Annotated in this window: 18 protein-coding genes; 10 read left to right on the forward strand and 8 right to left on the reverse strand. The window is 31.4% G+C overall.

The annotated features are described in order from the left end of the window. Nucleotides 1-69: 69 nt before the first annotated feature. Nucleotides 70-651 carry a hypothetical protein gene (locus AB8B22_RS04275; RefSeq protein ID WP_369711781.1) on the reverse strand — a complete coding sequence of 194 codons (582 nt, stop codon included), beginning with the start codon at nucleotides 649-651 and terminating at the stop codon, nucleotides 70-72. A 62-nt stretch (nucleotides 652-713) separates the two neighbouring features. Next, nucleotides 714-1,460 carry a lipopolysaccharide biosynthesis protein gene (locus tag AB8B22_RS04280; protein ID WP_369711782.1) on the reverse strand — a complete coding sequence of 249 codons (747 nt, stop codon included), beginning with the start codon at nucleotides 1,458-1,460 and terminating at the stop codon, nucleotides 714-716. 200 nt (nucleotides 1,461-1,660) lie between these two features. On the opposite strand from AB8B22_RS04280, the gene AB8B22_RS04285 reads away from it, so the two are divergent. After that, the gene (locus tag AB8B22_RS04285; RefSeq protein ID WP_369711783.1) at nucleotides 1,661-2,902 is read left to right on the forward strand and encodes a Fic family protein; all 1,242 of its coding nucleotides are present in this window, start codon (nucleotides 1,661-1,663) and stop codon (nucleotides 2,900-2,902) included. A gap of 117 nt (nucleotides 2,903-3,019) precedes the next feature. On the opposite strand, the gene AB8B22_RS04290 is transcribed toward AB8B22_RS04285, so the two are convergent. From AB8B22_RS04290 to tnpA, 6 genes are all read right to left on the reverse strand, one after another. Further along, nucleotides 3,020-3,805 carry an ABC transporter ATP-binding protein gene (locus AB8B22_RS04290; RefSeq protein WP_369711784.1) on the reverse strand — a complete coding sequence of 262 codons (786 nt, stop codon included), beginning with the start codon at nucleotides 3,803-3,805 and terminating at the stop codon, nucleotides 3,020-3,022. Between the two features lie 3 nt (nucleotides 3,806-3,808). Continuing rightward, nucleotides 3,809-4,945, reverse strand: coding sequence for an ABC transporter permease (locus AB8B22_RS04295; protein WP_369711785.1), 1,137 nt, complete (start codon nucleotides 4,943-4,945; stop codon nucleotides 3,809-3,811). A 36-nt stretch (nucleotides 4,946-4,981) separates the two neighbouring features. Beyond that, nucleotides 4,982-5,953: an ABC transporter substrate-binding protein gene (locus tag AB8B22_RS04300; RefSeq protein ID WP_369711786.1), complete on the reverse strand. Its 972-nt coding sequence runs from the start codon at nucleotides 5,951-5,953 to the stop codon at nucleotides 4,982-4,984. 157 nt (nucleotides 5,954-6,110) lie between these two features. Beyond that, nucleotides 6,111-7,079 (reverse strand): ABC transporter substrate-binding protein, encoded by a 969-nt coding sequence (locus AB8B22_RS04305; RefSeq protein WP_369711787.1) that lies wholly within the window; start codon nucleotides 7,077-7,079, stop codon nucleotides 6,111-6,113. A gap of 262 nt (nucleotides 7,080-7,341) precedes the next feature. Beyond that, entirely contained in the window at nucleotides 7,342-8,439 is a 1,098-nt protein-coding gene (locus AB8B22_RS04310) for an RNA-guided endonuclease TnpB family protein (RefSeq protein WP_369711788.1), read from the reverse strand. A 4-nt stretch (nucleotides 8,440-8,443) separates the two neighbouring features. Continuing rightward, nucleotides 8,444-8,842 (reverse strand): IS200/IS605 family transposase, encoded by a 399-nt coding sequence (tnpA, locus tag AB8B22_RS04315; RefSeq protein WP_369711789.1) that lies wholly within the window; start codon nucleotides 8,840-8,842, stop codon nucleotides 8,444-8,446. A gap of 470 nt (nucleotides 8,843-9,312) precedes the next feature. Here tnpA and AB8B22_RS04320 point away from each other — a divergent pair, with 470 nt between their 5' ends. The 9 genes from AB8B22_RS04320 (at nucleotide 9,313) to AB8B22_RS04360 (ending at nucleotide 24,077) form a co-directional block, all read left to right on the forward strand. Continuing rightward, the gene (locus AB8B22_RS04320) at nucleotides 9,313-15,978 is read left to right on the forward strand and encodes an autotransporter-associated N-terminal domain-containing protein (RefSeq protein ID WP_369711790.1); all 6,666 of its coding nucleotides are present in this window, start codon (nucleotides 9,313-9,315) and stop codon (nucleotides 15,976-15,978) included. 218 nt (nucleotides 15,979-16,196) lie between these two features. Further along, on the forward strand, nucleotides 16,197-17,585 hold the full coding sequence (asnS, locus tag AB8B22_RS04325) for an asparagine--tRNA ligase (RefSeq protein WP_369711791.1): 1,389 nt from the start codon (nucleotides 16,197-16,199) through the stop codon (nucleotides 17,583-17,585). 26 nt (nucleotides 17,586-17,611) lie between these two features. Then, nucleotides 17,612-18,277, forward strand: a complete 666-nt coding sequence (locus tag AB8B22_RS04330; protein ID WP_314079432.1) for a tetratricopeptide repeat protein — start codon at nucleotides 17,612-17,614, stop codon at nucleotides 18,275-18,277. 30 nt (nucleotides 18,278-18,307) lie between these two features. Continuing rightward, nucleotides 18,308-19,399 (forward strand): DNA-processing protein DprA, encoded by a 1,092-nt coding sequence (dprA, locus tag AB8B22_RS04335; protein WP_369711792.1) that lies wholly within the window; start codon nucleotides 18,308-18,310, stop codon nucleotides 19,397-19,399. 16 nt (nucleotides 19,400-19,415) lie between these two features. Then, a complete protein-coding gene (gene topA / locus AB8B22_RS04340) occupies nucleotides 19,416-21,800 on the forward strand; it encodes a type I DNA topoisomerase (protein WP_369711793.1) in 2,385 nt (794 codons plus the stop codon). A gap of 54 nt (nucleotides 21,801-21,854) precedes the next feature. Next, nucleotides 21,855-22,859: a tyrosine-type recombinase/integrase gene (locus AB8B22_RS04345; RefSeq protein ID WP_314079438.1), complete on the forward strand. Its 1,005-nt coding sequence runs from the start codon at nucleotides 21,855-21,857 to the stop codon at nucleotides 22,857-22,859. Between the two features lie 60 nt (nucleotides 22,860-22,919). After that, nucleotides 22,920-23,279, forward strand: coding sequence for a DUF4870 domain-containing protein (locus tag AB8B22_RS04350; protein WP_369711794.1), 360 nt, complete (start codon nucleotides 22,920-22,922; stop codon nucleotides 23,277-23,279). Between the two features lie 144 nt (nucleotides 23,280-23,423). After that, on the forward strand, nucleotides 23,424-23,609 hold the full coding sequence (locus AB8B22_RS04355; protein WP_237048633.1) for a type II toxin-antitoxin system HicA family toxin: 186 nt from the start codon (nucleotides 23,424-23,426) through the stop codon (nucleotides 23,607-23,609). Nucleotides 23,610-23,645: 36 nt separating this feature from the next. Then, nucleotides 23,646-24,077, forward strand: coding sequence for a type II toxin-antitoxin system HicB family antitoxin (locus tag AB8B22_RS04360; RefSeq protein ID WP_369711795.1), 432 nt, complete (start codon nucleotides 23,646-23,648; stop codon nucleotides 24,075-24,077). The last annotated feature ends 11 nt before the right edge of the window (nucleotides 24,078-24,088 follow it).

Below are 24,088 nucleotides of genomic sequence, written 5' to 3' on the forward strand. Positions count from 1 at the left end.
AAAGAAAAGCAAAAAATAAAACTATCTTAATAGATTTGAATATCAATTTTTAAGATAGTTTTTTTGATTTTAAAAAAATTTATTAAAAATTGTGTTTTGTTTTAAATAAATTAAAAGTGAGAAAATGGCGACGAAAAGAAATGCCACTCGAAAAAATTTTTTTTCACTTTTTCTTTTTAAAATAAAAGTAATTATTATTAAAATGAGGTTTGTTGCCAAATCAAGGTAATCTTTTATCTTATAAACAGAAAATCCTGTCAAAAAGATGATAAAAATTATTATGGATGCAATTGTTTCGTCTTTTGACAAACTTTTTTCCACAATAGGAAATTGTAGAAGAGCTGTGCCTTTAAAACTTTTGGGAAATAAGTCATAAAGTAAATGGATTGCAATTCCAAGGCTAAGTCCAACTGTTACAAAATCTGTTATGTCATACTTCGTTTTATAAGTCAATGTAAGAATTTTACTTTGATGCAGTACAAATAAAATAATTACAAGTAGCGGAGAGTGGGTCAATATATTCCTATGGCTTAATTTAAACTTGAAGTCGTAATCTGGAAATTTGAAGCCGACATAATAAAAAAATATTAAAATTAATGTTGTTATCGTGTGATAAAAAAAATCCATTTCTCCTTTTCTTTTCCCTTTCATTTTTTCTTGTTTTCTTTTTTTTTAATTTTTTTCTCTATATTTTCTCTTTTTCTTTAATTTATTTATTTTTTGCTTTTAATATCTTTCCAATCCAATGTATTTGAAAAATCTTTAACAAATGCAGCAAAAATTCCTAAAAATAGTCCGACAAAAAGTGCTGCAGCTAAAACTAATTTTTTATTTAATGATGGTTTTGTAGTTGAATTAATGTATTTTATAACTGGGCTTGAATCATTTTTTAGAAGTCTGTAATATGAAAGTCTTGAAACCAGAGTGTCAGTCAAAGGGTCTTTCGTCGTTCTTATATCTGTATTTTTAGAAATAAATTTATATTGTTCATCCAATAATTTCAATTGAGAATTCAAATAACTGTTTTTTTTGTCTGCCAAATAATTTTGTGCAAGTATGTGATATTCTTTGGAAAAATTTTCCCCTTCGGATTTACTTTTTGTTGAAAATTTTACTTTTACCATCGGATCGCCAGTTTCAGTTTGTGTAGTAAGTCTAGTTGACATTTCTTTTAAAAATTTATTTTCTGGCAAATTTAAGTTTTTTAGTGTTTTTGAATGATTTTTTATGTAGGAAAAAAATTCAAATGAACTAAGTGAATATTGAGAATTTTCTCCAATTTCCGTCAAAACTTTGTCATTTCCATATAAGTTTATTTCCGTTTTAAAAGATTTGTTTAAAAAAACAAAGGCTGTCGCAAGCACTATTGTTATAACTGTAATTAGAGCAATTAAGGCTTTATTTTTGTAAATAATTTTGATTATTGTGTTCAAATTTAATGTTTGATTTTCTGTATTCATTTTAATTTCCTTTCTAAAAATATTTTTTCTCAATTAAGATTTTACCAAAAAAAATGGGATATTACAACAAAAATTTTAAAAACTATGTATTTTGAATTTTTTGAATAATTTTAGTAATTATGAAAAATAAAAAAATTTTTTATAAAATCTTTACTTTAAAATATAAAAATGATACTATTTATATAGTAGGAGTGATTCAAATGTATATAAAATATGAAAAATTAGAAAAATTATATTATAAAAGTAAAAAATTAGATGAAGAATATGAAAAAAGAATAAAAGATAGCTCAACGATTGTTACAAATTTGATGATTTATTCCGAATATAAAAAAAAGCAAGTGCCATTGTTTTTTAAATTTTTGCCGAAACACTTTAAATTGCAGGAAGAAATTTATAAAAATAGTAAAAAAATTGAATTAGAATTTCAAAAGTTGACTTCTTTGATGATGTTTTATACAGTAAATAAGCTGTTTGTAAATGAAATTCTTTATACGAACAAAGTTGAAGGGATTCATTCTAGCAAAAAGGCTATTTATTCCGAATTGCAAAATAAAACTAGTAAAAAAAAATTTAGTAAAAAAGAAAAATTAGTTGGAATTGTAAAAAAATATGAAAATATTTTGAAAAATAAAGAAGAAAAAATTGAAAGTTCTGAAGATTTTAGGAAAATATATGAAAAATTGTTTATTGATTTTTTGGAGAGTGAAAATTATAAATTAGATGGAAAAATTTTTAGAAAAGATGGCGTTGAAATAAAAAACGATGCGATGGAAGTAATTCATCGGGGAATTTTAGGAGAGGAAAATATACAAAAAGAAGTTGAAAAAGTAATAAAACTTTTAAACGAAAAAGAAATTCCGTCGCTTATAAAAATTTCAATAATTCATTTTTTTGTTGAATATATTCATCCATTTTATGACGGCAATGGTCGCTTTGGAAGATATTTGCTGTCAATGAACTTGGCTAAATATGTGGGAAAATATACAGCGCTGTCAATTTCATATATGATTGCACAAAATAAAATGAAATATTATAAATCATTTAAAGAAGTCGAGAGTAAATATAATTTGGGAGAAATAACTTTTTTTGTTGAAAATATTTTGGAAAATGTTATTGAAGGACAAAATTCAATTTTGGAATTAATTGAAAAAACGATTGAAAAGGCGGAATATATGGATAAAATTTGTGAAGAAATTGAAAATCAAAGAAAAGATGTGAAAAAAATAGAAATGCAAATATTATATATTTTTATTCAAGATTATTTATTTAACGAATTTGAAAAAATAAAAAATAAAGATATAGCAAAAATTCCAAATTTAAATAAAACTCAACAGACGATAAATAAATATACGAAAGAATTGGAAAAAAAAGGATTTATAAAAAAAGTTTCCAGTCGTCCTTTGAGATATGAAATAGAAAGCTGGATAGCAGAAAAATTTTAAGATTCTAAAATTTTTTATAAAATTAATAAAAAAGTGGAAATTTATTTTTATTTTATATTATTTCCACTTCTATTTTTATAATTTTCGATTTTTTAATTTTTGAATTTAAAAATTTTTTTAAAACACATCTTTATCTGATAACTTGGCATCTTTTGTCTTAAACATTTCCAATAATTTTTCAACTGTCAATTTTTGCTTTTCAGCACCTTTTATGTCGAAAATAATTTCTCCTGCATGAAGCATAATAAGACGATTTCCATAGGTTATGGCATCTTGCATGTTGTGGGTTATCATAAGGCTTGTGATATTATTTTTTTCGATAATTTCCTTTGTCTTTTCCAAAATTTTATTGGAAGTTTCTGGGTCAAGTGCTGCTGTATGTTCGTCTAGCAAAAGTATGTCTGGACGGTTTAGTGTTGCCATTATAAGCGATAGACACTGTCTTTGTCCACCAGATAGAAGTCCTACTTGAGTATGCAGCTGCTTTTCAAGACCTAAACCGATGTCAGCTAATTGTCCTTTGTAAAAATCAATGTTTTTTGTGTCCAGTCCGAATGTAAAATTAAATCTTTTACCTTTATTTTTTGCCATCGAAAGATTTTCTAAAACGGTCATTGAAGGCGCTGTTCCCATTGTCGGATTTTGATAAACTTGAGAAATCCATTTGGCTCTTTTGTGCTGTTCTATAGCTGTTATATTTTGGCCATTTAAAATAATTTCTCCTGCGTCAGGTATCACTTGTCCATTTAGAACATTTAATAAAGTTGATTTTCCTGCACCATTGCTTCCGATAACTGTTATAAAATCGCCATCATTTATTGTAAAATCTAGTCCTCTGAAAACTTTTTTTTCCGTCCCTAGTTCTGAAAAAAATGTTTTATGTAAATCTTTTATTTCTATCATTTTTTATCTTCCACTTTCTTTTTTCAATTTTTTCTTACCTTTTTTGGCTTTTTTCGCAAATTCATTCCATAAAATTATCGTTAAAATTATTGCTGTAATAATTTTTACATCAGTTGGCTTGATTTCCAAAATCTGAATTAAGTTATCTGGCAATTTAATCGCTTGAAATAGTGATTTTGTCCAGGTATTTGACATAAGTGCCAAATTTATTATGAAATAGTACATAAGCGAACCTATCGTAACGATTGAAATTTCGTTTATGAGTTGTGATTTTTTTAATACTCCAAGTCCTAAAATTATTGCAGCAAGACCGATTACGATTGTTCCAACTCCAGATTGTAAATCTGCAACCTTTAAGTTTTGTGCAAAAAGTGCTCCAGATAGTGCGACAACTCCGTTTGAAATCATAAGTCCAAATATTTTTAATCTTTTCTGATTGACTCCCAAACTGATTACAAGCTGTTCGTTATTTCCCAGTGCTCTTAACGCAAATCCAAATTTTGAAGTTAAAATATAGTCAATTATCATTTTTATGACAAAGGCGATTATGACAGTTAGCATAAGTTTTACATCTTTTGTAAGTGCAACATAGATAATTAATACGATTGTTGAAACTGTATAAACTCCCATGCTCACAAACATATATTTATTTGCTTTGATTTTATAATCGTAAAATCCTTTTAAAATTAGTAAAAATACTAATATGATTATAAATGGAATAAAGTTTTTTTCAAACGAAACTATTTCGTAAATACTTCTCTCTGGCGAAATAAACACATTTGGCATTCCGACAATTCTGGAATTTATGCTGTAAAGTCCAGTCATTACAAGAATTCCTGCAAGAAGTCCATTAATTTTTAAATAGACGTGCAGTGCTCCTGTAATAAGTCCAGCTATCATTCCACCAATAACGGCTAAAATTAGTCCCATAACAGGACTTGTTATCCCAAAAAATCCTGTTGACGAAAGGGAAAACGCCGCAAAGATAAATCCTCCAAGTGGAAAAGTTCCGTCCACTGACATATCTGGAAAATCCAGTATTTTATAAGTCAAATAGACTCCCATAACCATTATTGAATATATAAATCCTATCTTAAAAGCTTCAGGCAAGCTCTGTAAGAAAATTACCAACTCATTCATTTTTTACTCTCTTTCTTTTTGTATTAGTTTTTTGTTTTATTTACCTACAATTTCGGCACCTTTAAATAGCGGATTATTTATATCGATTCCAAGTGATTTTGCAGTTTTTTTATTGACATAAAGCTTTAATTGCTTTGAAGTTTCAAAAGGAACTTGTGAAATAGGTTTTCCATTTAAGATTTCAACTGCCATCTGTCCTGTTCTTTTTCCTAATTCATAGTAGTCAATTCCCATTGTAAATAGTGCTCCTATTTCAACTGATGAGTTTTCGGAAACAACGACTATTTTTTTAGCATTTATCGCTTCTGATGTGATAAGCTGCATTCCTGAAACTACCAAGTTATCTGTTGGCAAATAAAGTGCGTCAACTTGTGTAAGTAAATTTTTTGTAGCTTGAGCTAGTTCTCCAAAATTTGTAATACCTTGTAGCACAACTTCTAATTTTTTTTCTTTTGCTCTTTTTTGAATTTCAGCGATTTGAACAAGTGAGTTTTGTTCAGATGGATTGTATAAAACTCCTATCTTTTTTACATTTGGATTTAATTTTAAAAGTAAATCTAATTGCTGTGAAACATTATCAACCTTGTCGCTTGTCCCTGTCACATTTGAATTTAAAATTTTGGCAGAAGCGGGGTCTGTTACAGCAGAAAATAGTACCGGTATATCAGTTATGTTGTTTGCCAGTTGCTGTGCTGACGGAGTTGCAATTCCGAATACCAAGTCTTTTTTGTCGGCTTTATAGTTATTTGCGATTAATGTTGCAGTTGAAACTTCTCCATTTGCATTTTTTTCATCAAAGTCTGCATCAATTCCAGCTTGTTTTATCGCATCTTCAAATCCTTTTTTTACCAAATCAAGCGATGGATGTGTCATAAACTGAGTTACTCCAATTTTGAATTTAGCTTTTTGCTGTGAATTATTTTGAGTCTTTCCATTGACTGTGTCGTTTTTATTTCCACACGAAAGTGCAAAAATTAAACTTACAAGTACCAATAATATCTTTTTCATGTTCTTATTTTTCCTTTCTTAAAATTTATTATTTTTTAATTTCTTAATTTTTATTTTTTTTAAAAATTTAAAATTTTTTATTTTTTGATTAATTTAATTATTTAAGTATTTAATTTAATTTAATAAATTTAATTTAATAAAAAAATTTTTATATTTTTTATTTTACCATTTTTGCTTTACTTTTAATATCTTGCGGTAAATTAATATTTAGCGCTGCAAGTGTTTTTTCATTAATTACGATTTCACTTAATGGCATTTGCTTAAACTGGATTTCACTTGGCTTTTTACCGTTTTTCAAAATTTCAATTGCCATTTTTCCAGCTTCTTTTCCAATTTCGTAATAACTTACTCCCTGAGTTATTAAAGCTCCTTTTTCTACATGGGCGGCTTCCGCTCCAAATACTATTTTTTTAGCACTTGCAGCTTTTTCTGTGATTAAATTTGCAACTGAAGCGACCAAGTTATCTGTCGGCAAATAGATTGCGTCAGCTTCCCTTGTCAAATTATCAACTGTCTGTGGAATTTCATTTGCCTGAGTTACACTTTTCTCAACAACTGTAAGTCCTAGTGGCGCTGCTGCTTTTTTTAAGTCTTCCACTTGAACTTTTGAATTTGGTTCGGATGAATTGTAAATGACACCAACTGATTTGATTTTGTCATCCAATCTTTTTAGCAGTTTCATTTGTTCAGATACATCCATTCTGTCACTGACACCAGTTACATTTGGTTTTAAAATTCCAGCTGATTTTGGGTCTGTAATTGCTGCAAAAACAATTGGTATAGAACTTGTTGACTGTACCGCAGTTTGTGCTGTACTTGTCGCTATTGCATAAATTAAGTCAACTTTTGAGCTGGCAAAATTATTTGCAATAAGATTTGCATTTGCAGTTTCCCCATTTGCATTTTTTTCATCAAAGTCCGCATCGACTCCAGCTTCTTTAAAGGCATCTTCAAATCCTTTTCTCGCATTATCTAGCGCCGGATGTGACGCAATTTGTGTAATTCCTATCTTAAATTTTTTGGAATTACCTGTCTTTTCATTTGTTTTATTTCCGCTTTCTGCTGAATTACCGCAACCGATAATTAAAAAAGTCAGAAGGCTAAACAAAATTAATAATTTTTTCATAAATTTCCCTCGCTTCCTACTATCCTACATTTTTTTCATCATTAAATAATACCATTTTTTTTTGGTTAAAGCAATAATAATTATTTTTTTGTGGCATTCGGGATAAAATTATAAACTAAGCTATCAAGAATATAAATATAGCAAGGTGGTGAACTACTCCCGCTTTTAGAAGCAGGAGCTTCTTGGGAAGTATCTGCTTTTGCTAGCCAAATATATTTACCAAGCTCTTCGGGCAGTCCCTGCCCTGTCTTCTTTTATTTTTCTAATATTCCATTATTTCTTTTCCAACGTTTCTTATATTCAGTGCCGCATTATAATCTCTATCAATTTCAATTCCACAGCACTCACATTTATAGCTTCTTTCTGATAATTTCAGCTCCTCTTTAACATTTCCACATCTACTACAAGTTTTCGACGACAGAAACCACTTATCTATCTTCAAAAATTGTTTCCCTAAAAACATCAACTTATACTCAAGCATCCTCAAAAATATTCCCCATCCATTATCTCCTACACTTTTCCCAAAATTTAATGCCTGGCTCATCCCTTTCATATTCAAATCCTCAACAACTACAGCATTATACTCTTTAGATAATTTTTTCGATAATTTATGTAGAAAATCTCTTCGACAATTTTTGATATACTCATGTAATTTCGATATTTTCGCTTTTTGCTTATACCAATTTTTAGAAAATTTCACTTTTCTTGATAACGATTTCTGTAATTTCTTCAATTTTTTCTCCAACATCCTAAAATATCTTGGATAATCAGCCCTTTGGTTTTCAGAACTGACAAATAATTCAGGCATTGAAAAATCAAGCCCAATTACTTTATCATTACTTGGTATTTTTTGAATTTCTTTTTCAAATTCCGTCAAAACAGAAACATAGTAATTTCCATTACTGTTTGTTAGTGTTACCGACTTTATCTTGTAATCTTCTGGTATTTCTCTATGATATTTTAATTTAACTTTTTTCAATTTTGGCAAAACCAAATATTTGTTTTCCTCAATTCGTATTGAATTATTCACACAATTTGTCGTATAACTTTTAACATTATTCTTTTTAGATTTGAACCTTGGAAACTTTGCCCTCTTCTGAAAGAAATTTGTAAACGATCGTTTTACATTCAATTGAGCATTTGAAAGTGCCAGACTGTCCACTTCTTTTAAAAATTGATTTTCACTTTTTAAACTGGCAGGTGTAATTATTTTATTTTTTCCGGTTTCTTCATAAATTTTATTAGCAGTATACAAGAGCGTATTGTAGACAAAACGAACACATCCAAAAGTCTTGTTTATCAATAATTCCTGCTCCTTATTTGGATAAATTCTGTATCTGAATGCTAAATTATATTTCATAAAATTACACCTCCTTTTGATTTTGAATATATTTTTTAATTATCTCTAACGGTGCACCTCCGACACTTACAACTAAGTAACTTCTACTCCAAAAATATTCTTTCCACAATCTTCCCCTTATTTCAGGAAATTCTTTTTTTATCAACCTGCTGGAAGCACTTTTGTAAGTATTTACAAACTTAGAAAGTTCAGTATTAGGCATAGCATTAATCAACATATGAATATGATCAATATCATGTTCCCATTCTTTAAGAACAATGTTATACTTCGGACATATTTTTTCAAAAATCTCTTTCAATCTATTAGAAATTTCATCATTAATGACTTCTCTTCGATACTTTATACAAAAAATCATATGATAATTTATATCAAATACTGAATGATAATTGCTATTATATGACATTATTATTACCTACTTTTATATTATTTCACTGAGTAAATTATATCATAAATATATCCTTTTTTCAATTTTTTTACAAAAAAAGCAATTCATCTCCCGCTTGTAGAAAGCCTACGACTTCTTGCTATCTTTTGTTAAAAATTATATTAGGAAATCAATACCTCCTGTTTTTTATTATTAAAAAAAATAAAAAGTACATCTCTTCAAATCCAGTTAATAATAGTCTTAATATTTGTTTTATCTTTGTTAATAAATAAAAAAAGCATTTATCCTTTCAATTTTTTTGTAAATTCTTAAAAAAAAGCTTGATTTTTTTTTTTTCGATTGTTATAATATTAATGTTACTAAAAAAGTAAAAAAATTTAAAAAAGTTCGGAAATTCTATTAAAATCACTCACTCATTTAAAACTATTCTTGATAGTTTTTCCGCATTTCTTAGTTTTTTAAAAAAATTTGAAGAGAGGTTAAAGTTTATGACTGATAATTTAAGAAATTTAAAAAAAGAACTGAAAGCTTTTGCAAAAAGAGTTAAAGATTTTAAATATACAGACTCAGCGCTTATCACTTTCCTGTTGACAGGAATGTTGGGAATTACTGGATTTGCAATTAATCTTTATTCAGCAGAGGATGAAATAAAAACACAGGAACATGCAATAAATACATCCATATTACAACTACAGAAGGATTTTAAGCGGGCAAGACAGGAAAATAACAAGCTGTTAAGAACGACAAATCTTGAATTAATTCAATTAATGGAACAGGGAGATCACGTAGTTAAATCACCTTGGAGCTCTTGGCAATATGGAATGAATTATGTTAATAACAACTGGAATGGTGAATATAAAGGACGTGGAGATAAAGTAAAAGACGTTAAATATACAAGAAGCACAGGAATGGATAAATATCAATACCAAAGAAGAGGACAGCTAAGTTATGGTGGTTCGACTGATATAACATTCCCAATTGAGCCTAATGCGGCAATACCAATAGCAGCGGCACTAAAACCTATTACACCGTTGGCTAAGAATGCTAATTTGGCACTTAATGTGGATATTAGTAATCTTCCACAATTTAAACCGAGAACTGTAAACGATCCTGTGGAACCATCTGCACCAGTTTTACCAACACCTGGTTCATTTAATTTTTCTCTAACAGGTGTATCAAATGGAAATGGTGGACGAACAATTGCTTTTGAAAAAACTAATTCAAATGGAGCAATAGAATCTGTTATTTCTAGTGGAGGAAATTTTAATATAGTAAGACAGTCTGATGGAACTATGAAATATAGTTTTAAGAAATATAGTGGAACATCTCCTTGGGGGACACCTGCAGGAAGTATTACTACAACTTCTTGGAATAATGTAGATGACGATGGAACAACAACTAGCTTTTTAGGATTTCAAAAATTAGTTGGGGATGGTTCTGGATATGCGATGGGATTAACAAATACAAATAATTTATTAACAAATGTTAATAATTTTACTAGTGGAAGTACATCAGTTATAAGAGAGTTTGTGCACTTGGATCATCATAGTCATGTTACAGCAGGAGGTGCAATAACAGGATTAACTTCAGGAACAACAGATCCCAATTGGGATTCTACAGTGTCATCAGGTTCAAATAAAACTGCTGTTTTAGATGCATATAATGATGTAGTAAATAATGTTAATGCTACGACTTTACAAAATACTAGAAATACAACAACCACTTCAAAAACATCTGCATTATTTTTTTGGATGAATAGTGGTAGAATTGTTATGGAGGGTAAAAATAATGTTGTTACAAATAATTATGATCATAATGGGAATAAAAATTCGAAATCGGTTGCTGCTAACATAGGAGATATAAAAATTCAACCTTATCATGATAATAATGGTTATTCTGAAACTTCTAATGCTGTTTTCAGTTTATCTGATGGTTTTATGGGTTCATTTAATATAACTAGTAATGCAGCTAACCCTAATGGACATCATGCAATTGTTTATAATGGAAGTACAGGAAATATAGATTTGTGGACATCCGCTTCAGCATATTTTTTAGATGCTGATGGTGATAGAGCTATGAGTGTAATTAATAGAGGTAATATTAATGTATATGGTCAAGGAAGTGTAGGAACATATTTTGTTAAAAATTTTAAGAAAAGTATAGATTTACAATTTGTAAGTTCAGATTTTACCTTCAATAGTGCAAATAATACTTTTACAGGTTCTTTTAAGCCAATAACAATTTATGGAGATAACAGTGTTGGATATTTTCAAAATCAAACACAAACTACTACTGAAGGAAATTTTGCTGTAAATATAGGAGCAAATGGAGTAGGAAATCAAAGTTTTACAACAAATAAAACTTCAAAAATAACTACTGCTACTGGAGGAGAAACAAATGGAGATCTTATTACAAATTATTCTGTAAATGCAACAGATGATGCAGCAAATGCTAAAAATAATCCTGATTATATCAGAAATTCATTTGGAATTTTATCAAGTTCCCCAATGACTTTAACTAGTCACCAAATAAAAATTTATGATAAGACAGAAAATAATGTTGGAGTTATGCCTAATGCAAATGTCGCTTTGGATTTAGGAGGAGGTTCTATTACATTAGAGGGTGGAAATACATCTAAAAATAATGTTGGAATTTATATAGGAAGTGCTGGAGGAAGTGTAAAATCTACTGGAGTCGTAGATGTTAATAACGGAATAGGAAATTTGGCAATAGCAGCAACAAAAAATTCAAGTGCTACTGATGTAGAAGTTAATAAAGTTAATGCTACAGGAACAAAAAACTCTGTATTAATATATGCAAGTAATGGTGCAAAAGTAAAAGCAGATGAATTAAATGTTTCTGGTGCAACTGTAGAAAGTGACGCAAATACTGTAAACAAAAAAAATTCAGGTGCGGTTTATGCAATTGGAGGAAGTAAAGTAACAATTACTAGATCTGGAACCGCTGCACCTGCAACACCAAATATTGAAATAACAGGAACTGAATTTACAGATCAAAAAGGTACTTATACAGGATTTGGATTGTATTCCAATAAAGCAACAATAGATGCTCAGAAAAATAATATCAAAGTATCAAATGCTGGAGCTGCAATAGTTTCAATAGATGGTTCATCAACTATAGATTTAACAGACAGCAAAGTAGAATATAATGGACCAGGTTATGCATTTTTCTCTAAAGATGGAGGAAATATAAACTTTACAAATGGAACATTGACTTTAAGAGGAAATGCGACAGGTTATTCATTACCTGTTACAGGAGGTTCACCAATAAATTTAGGAAATGCAACGATTAATGCTTTTTCAAATGATGTAATAGTAATGAATTTAAAAGGTGTGACTACTTATAATACTAGTGGTTCAAAAGTAAATGGAACTGCACTGACTAGTTTTTTACCAACTAATCCGATAAATTATACTGAAGGTAGTACAACTTATAACGGATTTAAATATACTGTTCTTGATGATGTTGACGTAAATATAGATAGTGTGATAGATAAATCAAATTCAACATCTACATCTGATGATTATATCTTTAGTAGAAGAGTATTATTCCAAAATTCAAGACTAAATGCACAAGCAAATGTAAGTGCTAATTTGAATACAAAACAATTATCTGAAATAGATTCGTCTTTAAATATGCCAGTTGGTCTTGCAATTAGTGCAAGTAGTAAATCAACTAAAATTTCTACAACAGGAATAAACGTATCAAATGGGGTAACAATCGAATCAGACAGAACAGATGCAGGAGCAGGAGCAGTTGGACTATATGCTAACTATGGATTTATAAATAATGATGGAAATATAAATGTAGAACAAGGAACAGGAGCTACACCAAATGCAGCTAATGATAATGCTGTAGGTATCTATGCAACAAATAGTACAGCTGTAAATAACCAAGCTAATGGTAATATAAAAGTTGATGGTAAAAAATCAATTGGTATTCTAGGATTATCTTATAGACTGGATGATTCTGGAAATCCAGTAACAAATGCTGAGCCATTTGCAAATAATCCTTTGACAGATACAACAGGAATAGTAAATGTAGTAAATAATGGAAATATTGAAATGAATGTGAATGATGCCGCAACTTCTTCTGGCTCATTAGGAATTTACATTAAAAATAATAGTTTAGGAACAGGTGCATACCAAAGAACTGTTGCGCAAACAACGGCTACAAATAATAAAACTATAACAATGCACGGTGGAGATAATGCGATTGCTATGGCAGCAAATAACGGTACATTAACAAATGCTGCAACTGGAACAATTAATGTAGAAAATTCAAAATCATCAGGAATGTTTGGAGAAAATTCGTCTATATTAAATAATGCAGGAACAATTAATGTAGCAGTAACCACTCCAGCTCCAGTAGGTTCGGAATCTATAGGTATATATACACAAGATATAAATACACCAATAACAACATCAGGAACAATCAATGTTGGTAAAAATTCATACGGTATTTATGGAAGAAACGTAAATATGACTGGCGGAACAGTCAATGTTGGAGATAACGGACTAGGTATTTACTCAACAGGTCCAAATATAGCATTAACTGGTGGAACAATCAATGTCGGTAATGACAATGCGGTAGGGGTGTATGCTCAAGATGACAAGAATTCACCATCTCCTGCAATAAATATTACAGGAAATGTAAATATGAATGTTGGAAACAACCAGTCATTTGGATACAGCTTAATCACAAACAGACCTGTAAACTTGACAACAGGAGCGGGAACTACAGCTACAGTTGGAGATAAGTCAGTGTATATCTACTCAGCTTCACCAATTCAGGCAGGAAGCTTGATAACTAATAACAGTACTGTAAATACTACAGGAAGTAACGGATATGCAATCTACTCATTGCAGGATGCGGTAAACAACGGAACTCTTAACCTAGGTTCAGGGGTAGGAAATATAGGTCTTTACTCGACAGGTGGAACAATTACGAATACAGGAACAATTAATGTAGGACCGTCTAATACGATGACAAAAGAATTTGGAATCGGGATGGCAACAGGATATTTTGATGAAGCAACAGGAGCGGTTTCAAATAGAGGAACAGTAGTAAACAGAGGGGTAATCAATGTAACGACTCCAAACAGTATAGGAATGTATGCGGTAGGAGCAGGTTCAAAAGCGATAAATGAAACAAGCGGAATAATCAACCTGAGCGGAGCTAACACAGTAGGAATGTACATCGACCAGGGAGCGACAGGAATAAACTACGGAACAATAAAGACAGTGGCGACAGGATCTAAAATGAAAGGTGTGGTATTAACCAACGGAGGTATCCTTAAGAACTATGGTAACATCGAAATAACAGGACCAGATACAATGGGAGTTTACTCAGATGGAACAGGAAGCGTAAGCATGCCTTATGCGGAAGATGAAGATTCTGCAAGAGGAGTGACAGGACACAACAACTCAGACAGACCAATATATTTGGCCTCAGCTACAGATGAAAAACCTGAAGGAAGCGTAGTAATCAAGACTCCGCCAAAGGCAAATCCACAGTCAGTAATGGTAAGAAAGCCAGATGGAACACTTGAACCAGTAGCAATAGAAAATGTTGACACAAATGCTGCAACACCTAATGCGACATTGGTGGAAGTGAGAGCAGGAGACAGTACGCTATTGAATGATCCATTTAGAACATTTAACTTGAAAGACTTCTCACAAAAAGGGCAGACTGGAGAAATCACAAGCCTAGCAATGTATGTAGATACATCAGGAATTAACTTCACTCACCCAATTCAAGGATTGCATTATTTGTCAGGATTGACAGATATAAACTTGATAGTGGGAGTAGAAGCTACTCAATATTCAAATGCCAAAGCGATTGAAATAGGGGACAACATATTAAAACCATATAACGATGCGTTGACAGGAATAACAGGAACACTTAATGTAAATTCATCAAGCTTGACTTGGCTTGCACAGCCAGTAAGAAACTTGGCAGGAAGCGGAATAGACAGAATCTACTTGGTAAAAGTTCCATATACAGACTTTGCAAGTGCAAAAGATCCAGATACGAAGAACTTCCTGGATGGACTGGAACAAAGATATGGAGCTGACACATACGGCGACAGGGGAGCCAGAGAAAAACTTCTGTTTAATAAATTGAATGACATAGGAAAAGGTGAAACTCACATATTTGCACAGGCGGTAAATGAAATGAAGGGTTACCAATATTCAAATACACAGCAGAGAATAAATGAAACAGGAAGCCTTCTTGACAAGGAGTTCAGTTATCTTCAGGATCAATGGAGAAATCCATCGAAAGACAGCAACAAGATAAAAGTATTTGGAATGAGAAACGAATACAACACAGATACAGCAGGAGTGATAGATAACGAAAGCAACGCCTACGGAGTAGCTTACGTCCATGAAAAGGAAGATGTGAGAATGGGTCACAGCCAAGGATGGTATGCAGGTGCGGTAAACAACCACTATAAATTTAAAGATTTAGGTGGCTCAAGAGAGAACCAGACAATGGTAAAAGCAGGAGTGTTCAAGACAATGTCACCGGCTAAGGATCACAACGGCGCACTTCAATGGACAATAGCAGGAGATGTGTTTGCAGGAAGAAATGAGATGAAACGTAGATTCTGGATAGTTGACGACACATTCAATGCAAAATCTGATTACTATTCATACGGAGCCGCATTGAAGACTGACTTGGGATACGACATAAGAACATCAGAAAGAACACATTTAAGACCATACGGAGCATTGAAAGTGGAATATGGAAGATTTACGGACATAAAAGAGGATGACGGAGAAATCAGATTGACAGTTGACGGAAACGACTATATTTCAGTAAAACCGGAAGTTGGAGTGGAATTTAAGTATGTACAGCCAATGGCGCTAAAAACAAACTTGTCAGTAGGACTTACAGCAGCCTATACAGATGAGCTAGGAAAAGTAAACGAATTAAATAAAGCCAAGGTAAGATATACAACAGCAGACTGGTATAACTTGAAGAATGAAAAAGAAGACAGAAAAGGAAGCGGTAAGTTTGACCTTAACATTGGAATTGACAACACAAGATTCGGAGTAACAGTAAATGCTGGATATGACACTAAGGGAGAAAATGTAAGAGGTGGACTTGGATTCAGATTGATTTACTAATTGAAGAAAACTTTTTTACAATTTAGCATGAATAAAAAAATAGTGAGACTTTTATGTTTCACTATTTTTGTTATTTATTAATAAAAAAACCTTGATTTTACGAACAAAGTAAAGTATAATTTTACTATGAAATTAAAAAATCACGATTTTAAAATAAGTTTATTTAAAAAAGATTAAATTGTGATATAATATATAAATAAAAGTTAAAAGGAGAGAAAATGTTATTAGAATTGAGAGAATTACAAAAAAATACTTCAAAATATTTGGAGCAGGAAGTTACATTGAATGGATGGGTTAAGAAAATTAGAAGTCAGAAAAATTTTGGATTTATTGAATTGAATGATGGAACTTTTTTTAATGGAATTCAAATCGTGTTTGGAGAAGAGCTGGAAAATTTTGCAGAAATTTCAAAACTTACGATTTCGTCGTCTGTCAAAGTTACTGGAGTTGTTGTAAAATCCCAAGGAGCAGGGCAGGATTATGAAATTAAGGCAACCCAAATTTCGGTTTATCAGAAAGCTAATTCAGATTATCCGCTTCAAAATAAAAGACACAGCTTTGAGTTTTTGAGAACAATAGCACACTTGAGACCAAGAACAAATGCTTTTTTTGCGACTTTTAGAGTGCGTTCAATTTTGTCTTATGCAATTCACAAATTTTTTCAGGAAAAGAACTTTGTCTACGTTCAAACTCCAATTATTACTGGAAGTGATGCGGAAGGTGCAGGAGAAATGTTTAGACTTACGACGATGGATATCAACAATATTCCTAAAACTGATAGTGGGGAAGTTGACTACAGACAGGATTTTTTCGGAAAAGAAGCCAATCTGACTGTAAGCGGGCAGTTAAATGTGGAAACATTTGCGACAGCGTTTAAAAATACTTACACTTTTGGACCAACATTTAGGGCGGAGCGTTCAAATACTCCTAAACACGCTGCAGAATTTTGGATGATGGAACCTGAAATCGCATTTGCAGATTTGGAAGTAAATATGGACATCATTGAAGAAATGATTAAATATATTGTAAATTACGTGAGAGAAAATGCGGCTGAAGAGATGGAATTTTTTAACAAATGGGTGGATAAAGGTCTATTTGAGCGGCTTGATACTCTAGTAAACAATAAATTCAATAGAATTACTTATACGGAAGCGATTGAAATTTTGAAAAATTCAAAAGAAAAATTTGAGTATGAAGTGGAATGGGGAATTGACTTGCAGACTGAGCACGAAAGATATTTAGCGGAAAAACACTTTAAAAAGCCTGTATTTGTAACTGATTACCCAAAGGATATAAAAGCGTTTTACATGAAGCTTAACAAAGATGGAAAAACAGTCAGAGCAGTTGATTTACTTGCTCCTGGAATTGGGGAAATTGTTGGAGGAAGTCAAAGGGAAGATGACTACAATATTCTTTTAGACAAAATAAATGAAATGGGACTAAAAGAAAAAGACTACTGGTGGTATTTGGATCTTAGAAAATATGGAAGTGTACCGCATTCAGGATTTGGGCTAGGATTTGACAGAATGCTTATGTATATAACAGGAATGACAAATATTAGGGATGTGATACCGTTTCCTAGAACTAATAAAAATCTCGAGTTCTAAAATTTACCAGAGAAAAAGGTGAAAAAATGAAAAAAATAATATACGGATTAGTTGGAATTTTGCTGCTTAGCACAACAATTGTCATAGCGGAAGTTGAAAATTCTCAAACATCGACAGCAATTGAAGAGAGCACTTTGGAAGAACCTTCAGCGCCACCGCAAGAAGAGCAGCCAGCAGCGGCTCCTAAAGCGAAACCGAAAAAACGGGTTGACGTGAAGAAGGAAACGGGCAAGCAAAATGTTGATACTGGGACGATGCCTGTTACACAAAGCGAAGATGTCTCATCTGAAGAAAAATACAGCTCGTATGGAAATTACGAAAATGCCACGCTAAAAAAAGGAAAATCTGCAACATTTAGAATGGCACAATTGTATTTTAAAGACGGACTTTATGAAAAAGCTGTAAATTTGGCGTTAAAAGAAGGAGAACCTGATATTTCTCTGTTGTATGTCGTCGCAATCGGATCACGGCTTATGGGAAATTTTGACCAGTCTGTTGAGTATTATAACAGAATACTTTCTCAAGGTGAAGCACAGCCTGAAGCACTTTTGGGAATTGCCATCGCTTATAAAAGTAAAGGAGATTTTGCAAAAGCTCTGAAATATTTAAACGAATATGAAGATCTTAACTCAACAGAACAAGTTCAAAAAGAAATAAAATATTTAAATGAAGTTCTAGCGACAAACAGTTAAACTAAAACATTCAAAAAAGGGGGGATTTTTATGGAATGGATTAGACTTAAGGAAATTGGAATGAAAAATTCTCATATAAAAAAAATAATGGCAGTTTTTCAGAATTATGAAGAATTATTTTCAGAAGAAAATTTCAAATTATTTAGCGATGATTTGAAAAGAAAGCTGGAAGAGGCGCAAAAAATTAATTTGGAAGAAAGACTTGCGCTCTATAGGCGTAATAAAGTGAGGATAGTGAGCGTAAACGATGTGGAATATCCCAAGAGACTGAAAGAGATAAAAGATTTTCCCGTATTTTTATATTTAAAAGGAAAAAAAATAAAAGAATATGACAGAATAAAAATAGACAAGGACAAAATCTTTGTGGATAATAAACGAAATATTGCTGTTGTTGGAACGAGAAAATTTACGAGTTTTGGGAAAAGTGCATGTGAAAAGATAGTAAAGGAACTGTCGAGTTACGATGTCACGATAATAAGCGGACTTGCAGAAGGAATTGACTCGATTGCACAAAAAAAGGCTATTGAATGTGAAATGGAAGTCATAGCTGTCGTGGGAAGCGGAATAGATGTTGTCTATCCTTATGAAAATCGAGATTTGTGGCAAAAAATTAGTGAAATTGGAACTATTGTGAGTGAATATCCGCTGGGAACTCAGCCAACAAGGTGGACTTTTCCTAGAAGAAACAGAATCATAGCTGGAATGTCAGACGGAATTTTAATTGCTGAAAGTTTTAAATCTGGAGGTTCGCTCATAACAGCAGAACTTGGATTTTCTATGGACAGGGAAATTTTTGCAATACCAGGGTGCATCAATTATCCGTCGTTTGAGGGCTGTAATAATTTAATAAGAGATAACAAAGCTAAACTTGTGGCTAGTGCTGAGGATATAGCAAAAGAGTTTTTGTGGGACATAAAAAAAGAGAAAAGCAAACTAAAAAAATTAAGTTCAGAAGAGAAAATCGTGTTTGAAGCGATAACGGAAGAGACAAGCTTTGAAGAAATAATTAATAAAACGAATGAAAAAGTGGATAAAATAAAATTATTTTCAATAATAATGAGTTTAGAAATAAAAGGTTTGATTACCGAAACGAATGGCTCAAAATATATAAGAATTATTTAAAACAGGAGAAAGAAAGTTGGCAAAAAAATTAGTAATTGTGGAGTCGCCATCAAAGGCGAAAACTATTGAAAAAATACTAGGAAGAGGCTATGAAGTTACAGCATCTTATGGACATGTGATTGATTTGCCGAAAACAAAATTGGGAATTGACATAGAAAACAATTTTGAACCGCAATACAAGGTTATAAAAGGTAAAGGTGAAATTTTAAAAAATTTAAAGGAAAAATCAAAAAAGGCAAGTGTTGTGTATCTTGCGTCCGATCAGGACAGGGAGGGAGAAGCAATAGCTTGGCATATCGCAAATTACATAAATCAGCCAGACAAAATTAAAAGAATAGAATTTAACGAAATTACAAAAAATGCCGTAACCAATGCGATAAAAAATCCAAGAGTAATAAATAAAAATCTTGTCCATTCGCAACAGGCAAGAAGACTGCTAGATAGAATAGTCGGATACAAAATAAGTCCGCTTTTGTGGAAAATCATAAGCAGAAATGCGAGTGCTGGAAGAGTTCAATCAGTTGCGCTAAAATTAATTTGTGACCTGGAAGATGAAATAAAAGCATTTGTGCCGCAAAAATACTGGGAAGTCAGTGCATCTATTCAAAAAAATATAAATCTTAATTTAATAAAGATTGCCGATGAAAAAGTTGACAAAATTTTTGATGAAAAAATAATAAAAAAATTGAAAAAAGATTTGAAAAATGGCAAACTTACGCTTGACAAAATCGAAGTTAAGAAAAAGTCTCAAAGACCGCCACTTGTCTTTAAAACAAGCACATTGCAACAACTGGCTTCATCATATTTGGGTTACGGCGCAACTAAAACTATGATAATTGCGCAGCAGCTCTATGAAGGATTGTCAATAGATGGCGAAAATAAAGGGCTTATCACATACATGAGAACAGATTCGACAAGGATTTCAAATGATGCGATAAATATGGCAAAAGATTACATAACTCAAAATTACGGCGAAAAATATGTTGGAAAATATGTGACACGAAATTCAAAATCAAATGTTCAAGATGCACACGAAGGAATTAGACCGTCCTACATCGAGCTTACGCCAGATTCGATAAAAGACAATTTGACAAATGAGCAGTATAAATTATACAAATTAATTTGGGACAGATTTTTGGTTTCACAGTTTGCGGCAATGAAATATGAGCAGATGCAAATTAATGCGGTAAATGGCGACTACAAATTCCGTGGGACGATTAATAAAGTAGTTTTTGACGGCTATTACAAAATTTTTAAAGACGAGGATGAAATAAAAACAGGGGATTTTCCAGAATTAAAAGAAAATGATATTTATCCGATTGAAAAATTAAATATTGAGGAAGGAATAACGAAAGCACCGACAAGATTTTCGGAAGCGACTCTTGTAAAAAAATTAGAATCTGAAGGGATTGGAAGACCGTCGACTTATGCTACGATAGTTGAAACACTAAAGGCAAGGGAATACGTTGAAGTTGTTGACAAGCGATTTTTCCCAACTTATTTGGGTTATGAAGTAAAAGATGAATTAGTTAAAAACTTTAGAAATATAATAAATGTAAAATTCACAGCAAATATGGAGAAAGACCTCGACAAAGTTGAAGAAGGTCTAGTTGAATGGGTGCAGCTTCTGTCAGATTTTTATGATTCGCTGGAAAAAGATATTAAAAAATTTGAAATTGAAATTGAAAAGATAAAAAGTAAACGAATTGTTTCGGATGTGCTGGATAGCAAGGGAGCTCCTATGGTTTTAAAAACAGGGCTTTATGGAAAATATCTGGTAAGCGAGAGTAATGAAAAAGAAACAGTTTCATTAAAAAAAGTCGTTATTCCACAAGAGCAGCTAGAAAATGGGCAAATTTTTGTAAAAGAGGAAGTCGAAAAAATTCAGAGTACAAAAAAAGGAATTTTGACAGATTTTTTTACGGAAGATGGGAGCCGTTATTTATTGAAAAGTGGGCGATTTGGGGAGTATTTGGAAAGTGAAAATTATGAAAAAGATGAAAAAAGAATGTCGTTGCCACCAGAATTGAAACAAAAGTTTAAAAAGGGAGCAATAGTTGAAGTTGATGATATTTTGCAAATTAACGAAGAAATGACTAGAATTTTAGAAGAAAATGAGAAGATTGTAAAAGAAGCCGGAGTTTGTCCAAATTGTGGAAAACCGTTTGAAATAAAAAATGGACGATTTGGAAAATTTCTAGCTTGTACAGGTTATCCAGATTGCAAGACAATTAAAAATATAAAAACTGGGAAAATAACGGTTGCTTCTGACAAAAAAACTGAAACAAAAGATAAGACAAAATCAGCAGCTAAAACAGCAAAAAAAGCGACAACTAAAAAGAAAACTGCAACTAGAAAAACAAAAGCGAAAACTGCGAAAAAGTCAATTACAAAAAAATAATATTTAATTTATCATTAAAAATTTTGAGAAATTTTCAAAAAGGAGAATTAAAAAATGGAAAATGAGAAAAAAGATAACATTTTAAAGCAGCAGAAAAGCGAAGCTCTTCTTTCCTATGTCGATAAATTTTTGTATTATGAGGAAGTGCTGATGGGTAAAAGTTATAATACGATTAGAAGTTATAAAAGGGATTTGCTTCAGTTTGCGGAATATCTTTTTGAATATGAAAAAATTTATGATTTTGAGCAAATTGAAATGATGACTTTTAGGTCATTTATCATGTTTTTAAATTCTCCAGAAAGAAAAAAAAATAAATCTGACAAAAAAGATGTTTTGGGTAGAAAAAAAGAGATTAAGCCAGTTTCTAAAAGAAGCATAAATCGTAAAATATCGGCTCTTAGAACATTTTTTAAATATTTGCAGGAAATTAAAGTAGTGAAGACAAATAAAGTTATTTACATAAATATGCCAAAATTTGAAAAAGAACTGCCAGATGTTATAAATCGAGATGAGCTGCAAAAGTTGAGGAATGTGATTGACACAAGTAAAATTCTTGGATTAAGGGACAGGCTTATCATAGAACTTCTTTATTCCAGCGGTCTTCGCTCGGTAGAACTCATAAATTTAAGTGAATATATGGTTGATATTGAGGAACGTGAAATCCGTGTCATTGGAAAAGGCGGCAAGGAAAGGTTTACTTTTTTTAGTGAAACTGCAAAAAAATGGCTGATAAAATATATTGCAGAAAAACAAAAACAGTATAAAAATTACACGCCGGATGCGATAATTGTAAATAGTAAAGGCAGAAAGCTGACTACACGGTCGCTCAGAAGATTAATTTCAGGTCATGCAAAAAATGCGGGGATAGAAAAGGAAATAACTCCGCATGTATTTCGTCATTCATTTGCAGTAGAGCTTTTAAATAAAGGAATAGATATGGAATATTTACAAGAACTCTTAGGACATAGTTCCCTTTCGACAACACAGATGTATACTCATGTGAATAAAAATCTACTGCGGGATATTTACATGAATACGCATCCTTTGGCAAAGAAATAAGTTTAAATTGATTTTTTTTTAAATATATGTTAAAATCATACAAAATTTAGGAGGTAAAAAATGGATTTAGATATTAAAAATCAGAGATCAATAGCTGGATTAAGGGCTAATGCTGTGGCATTTTTAACAAATTTAAGCACTTTCGTGGGAGTTGGACTAATTTTTTCTTTAATCGTATTAATTTTAGAACCAGAAAACGAATTTGTCAGAAAATATTCAAAACAGACACTTTCACTAAATGTCATAATAATTGTGGCACTGCCATTAAATATAATAATGAAAATTGGCTCTGCACTATTTTTTATAATTGTCGCAATTATATTAATATTGCAAGCTGTGGCGGCAGTATTTTCAATTTTAGGAAAAGAATTTGAAATACCAAAAATAGACGAGATAAGTGATCTGCTGTTTGTGGATTAAAATATTATTTAAAAAGACACTAGAAAAATGTGTCTTTTTTTGTGTTATAAACTTATCAAATAATTGGTAATCTAAAAATCTTATAAAAAATATTGACTTTATACATAATTTTAAGTATAATAATTTTGAGGTGATAAAATGCCGATGACATCTACGCAAATGATAAAATTTCTTAAAAAAAATGGCTTTGTACAAGTTGCAGGTGGAAAGGGTTCACATAAGAAATTTTATAATAAGATTACAGGCAGATTAACAGTTGTTCCAGATCATAAACAAGAACTTGGGAAAGGTTTGGAACATAAAATTTTAAAACAGGCTGGATTAAAATAGTCTAGCTTGTGCCTCACAAAAGGAGTGTGACAAGTAATGTTGGTAGTATATCCAGCAATATTTCATAAAACAAAAGAAGAAGGATACATTGTAGTATTTCCAGATTTTGACTGTGGAGCGACTGAAGGAAAAACATTGGAGGAAGCGATGGAAATGGCAGAGGACTATGTTGGGACTTGGTTATATGACGATTTTGTAAATAAAAAAAAATTGCCGACTCCGAGTAAATTGAATGATGTCTCTCTTGAAATCCCAGAAGATGAAAAAGATTTTTATGTGGAAGGAGAGAGTTTTAAAACATTAATTGCATTAGATATGTTAAAGTATGTAAATGAATGTAAAAAAACGACAGTTAGAAAGAATGTATCAATACCGAGCTGGCTGAATGAAATGGCAAAAAAACAAAACATAAATTTTTCTCAAATATTGCAAGATGCTCTAAAACACGAGTTGGGGATAGAATATTGATAGAACAGAGA

The sequence above is a fragment of the Leptotrichia rugosa genome, from assembly GCF_041200005.1.
GTDB lineage: Bacteria > Fusobacteriota > Fusobacteriia > Fusobacteriales > Leptotrichiaceae > Leptotrichia > Leptotrichia rugosa.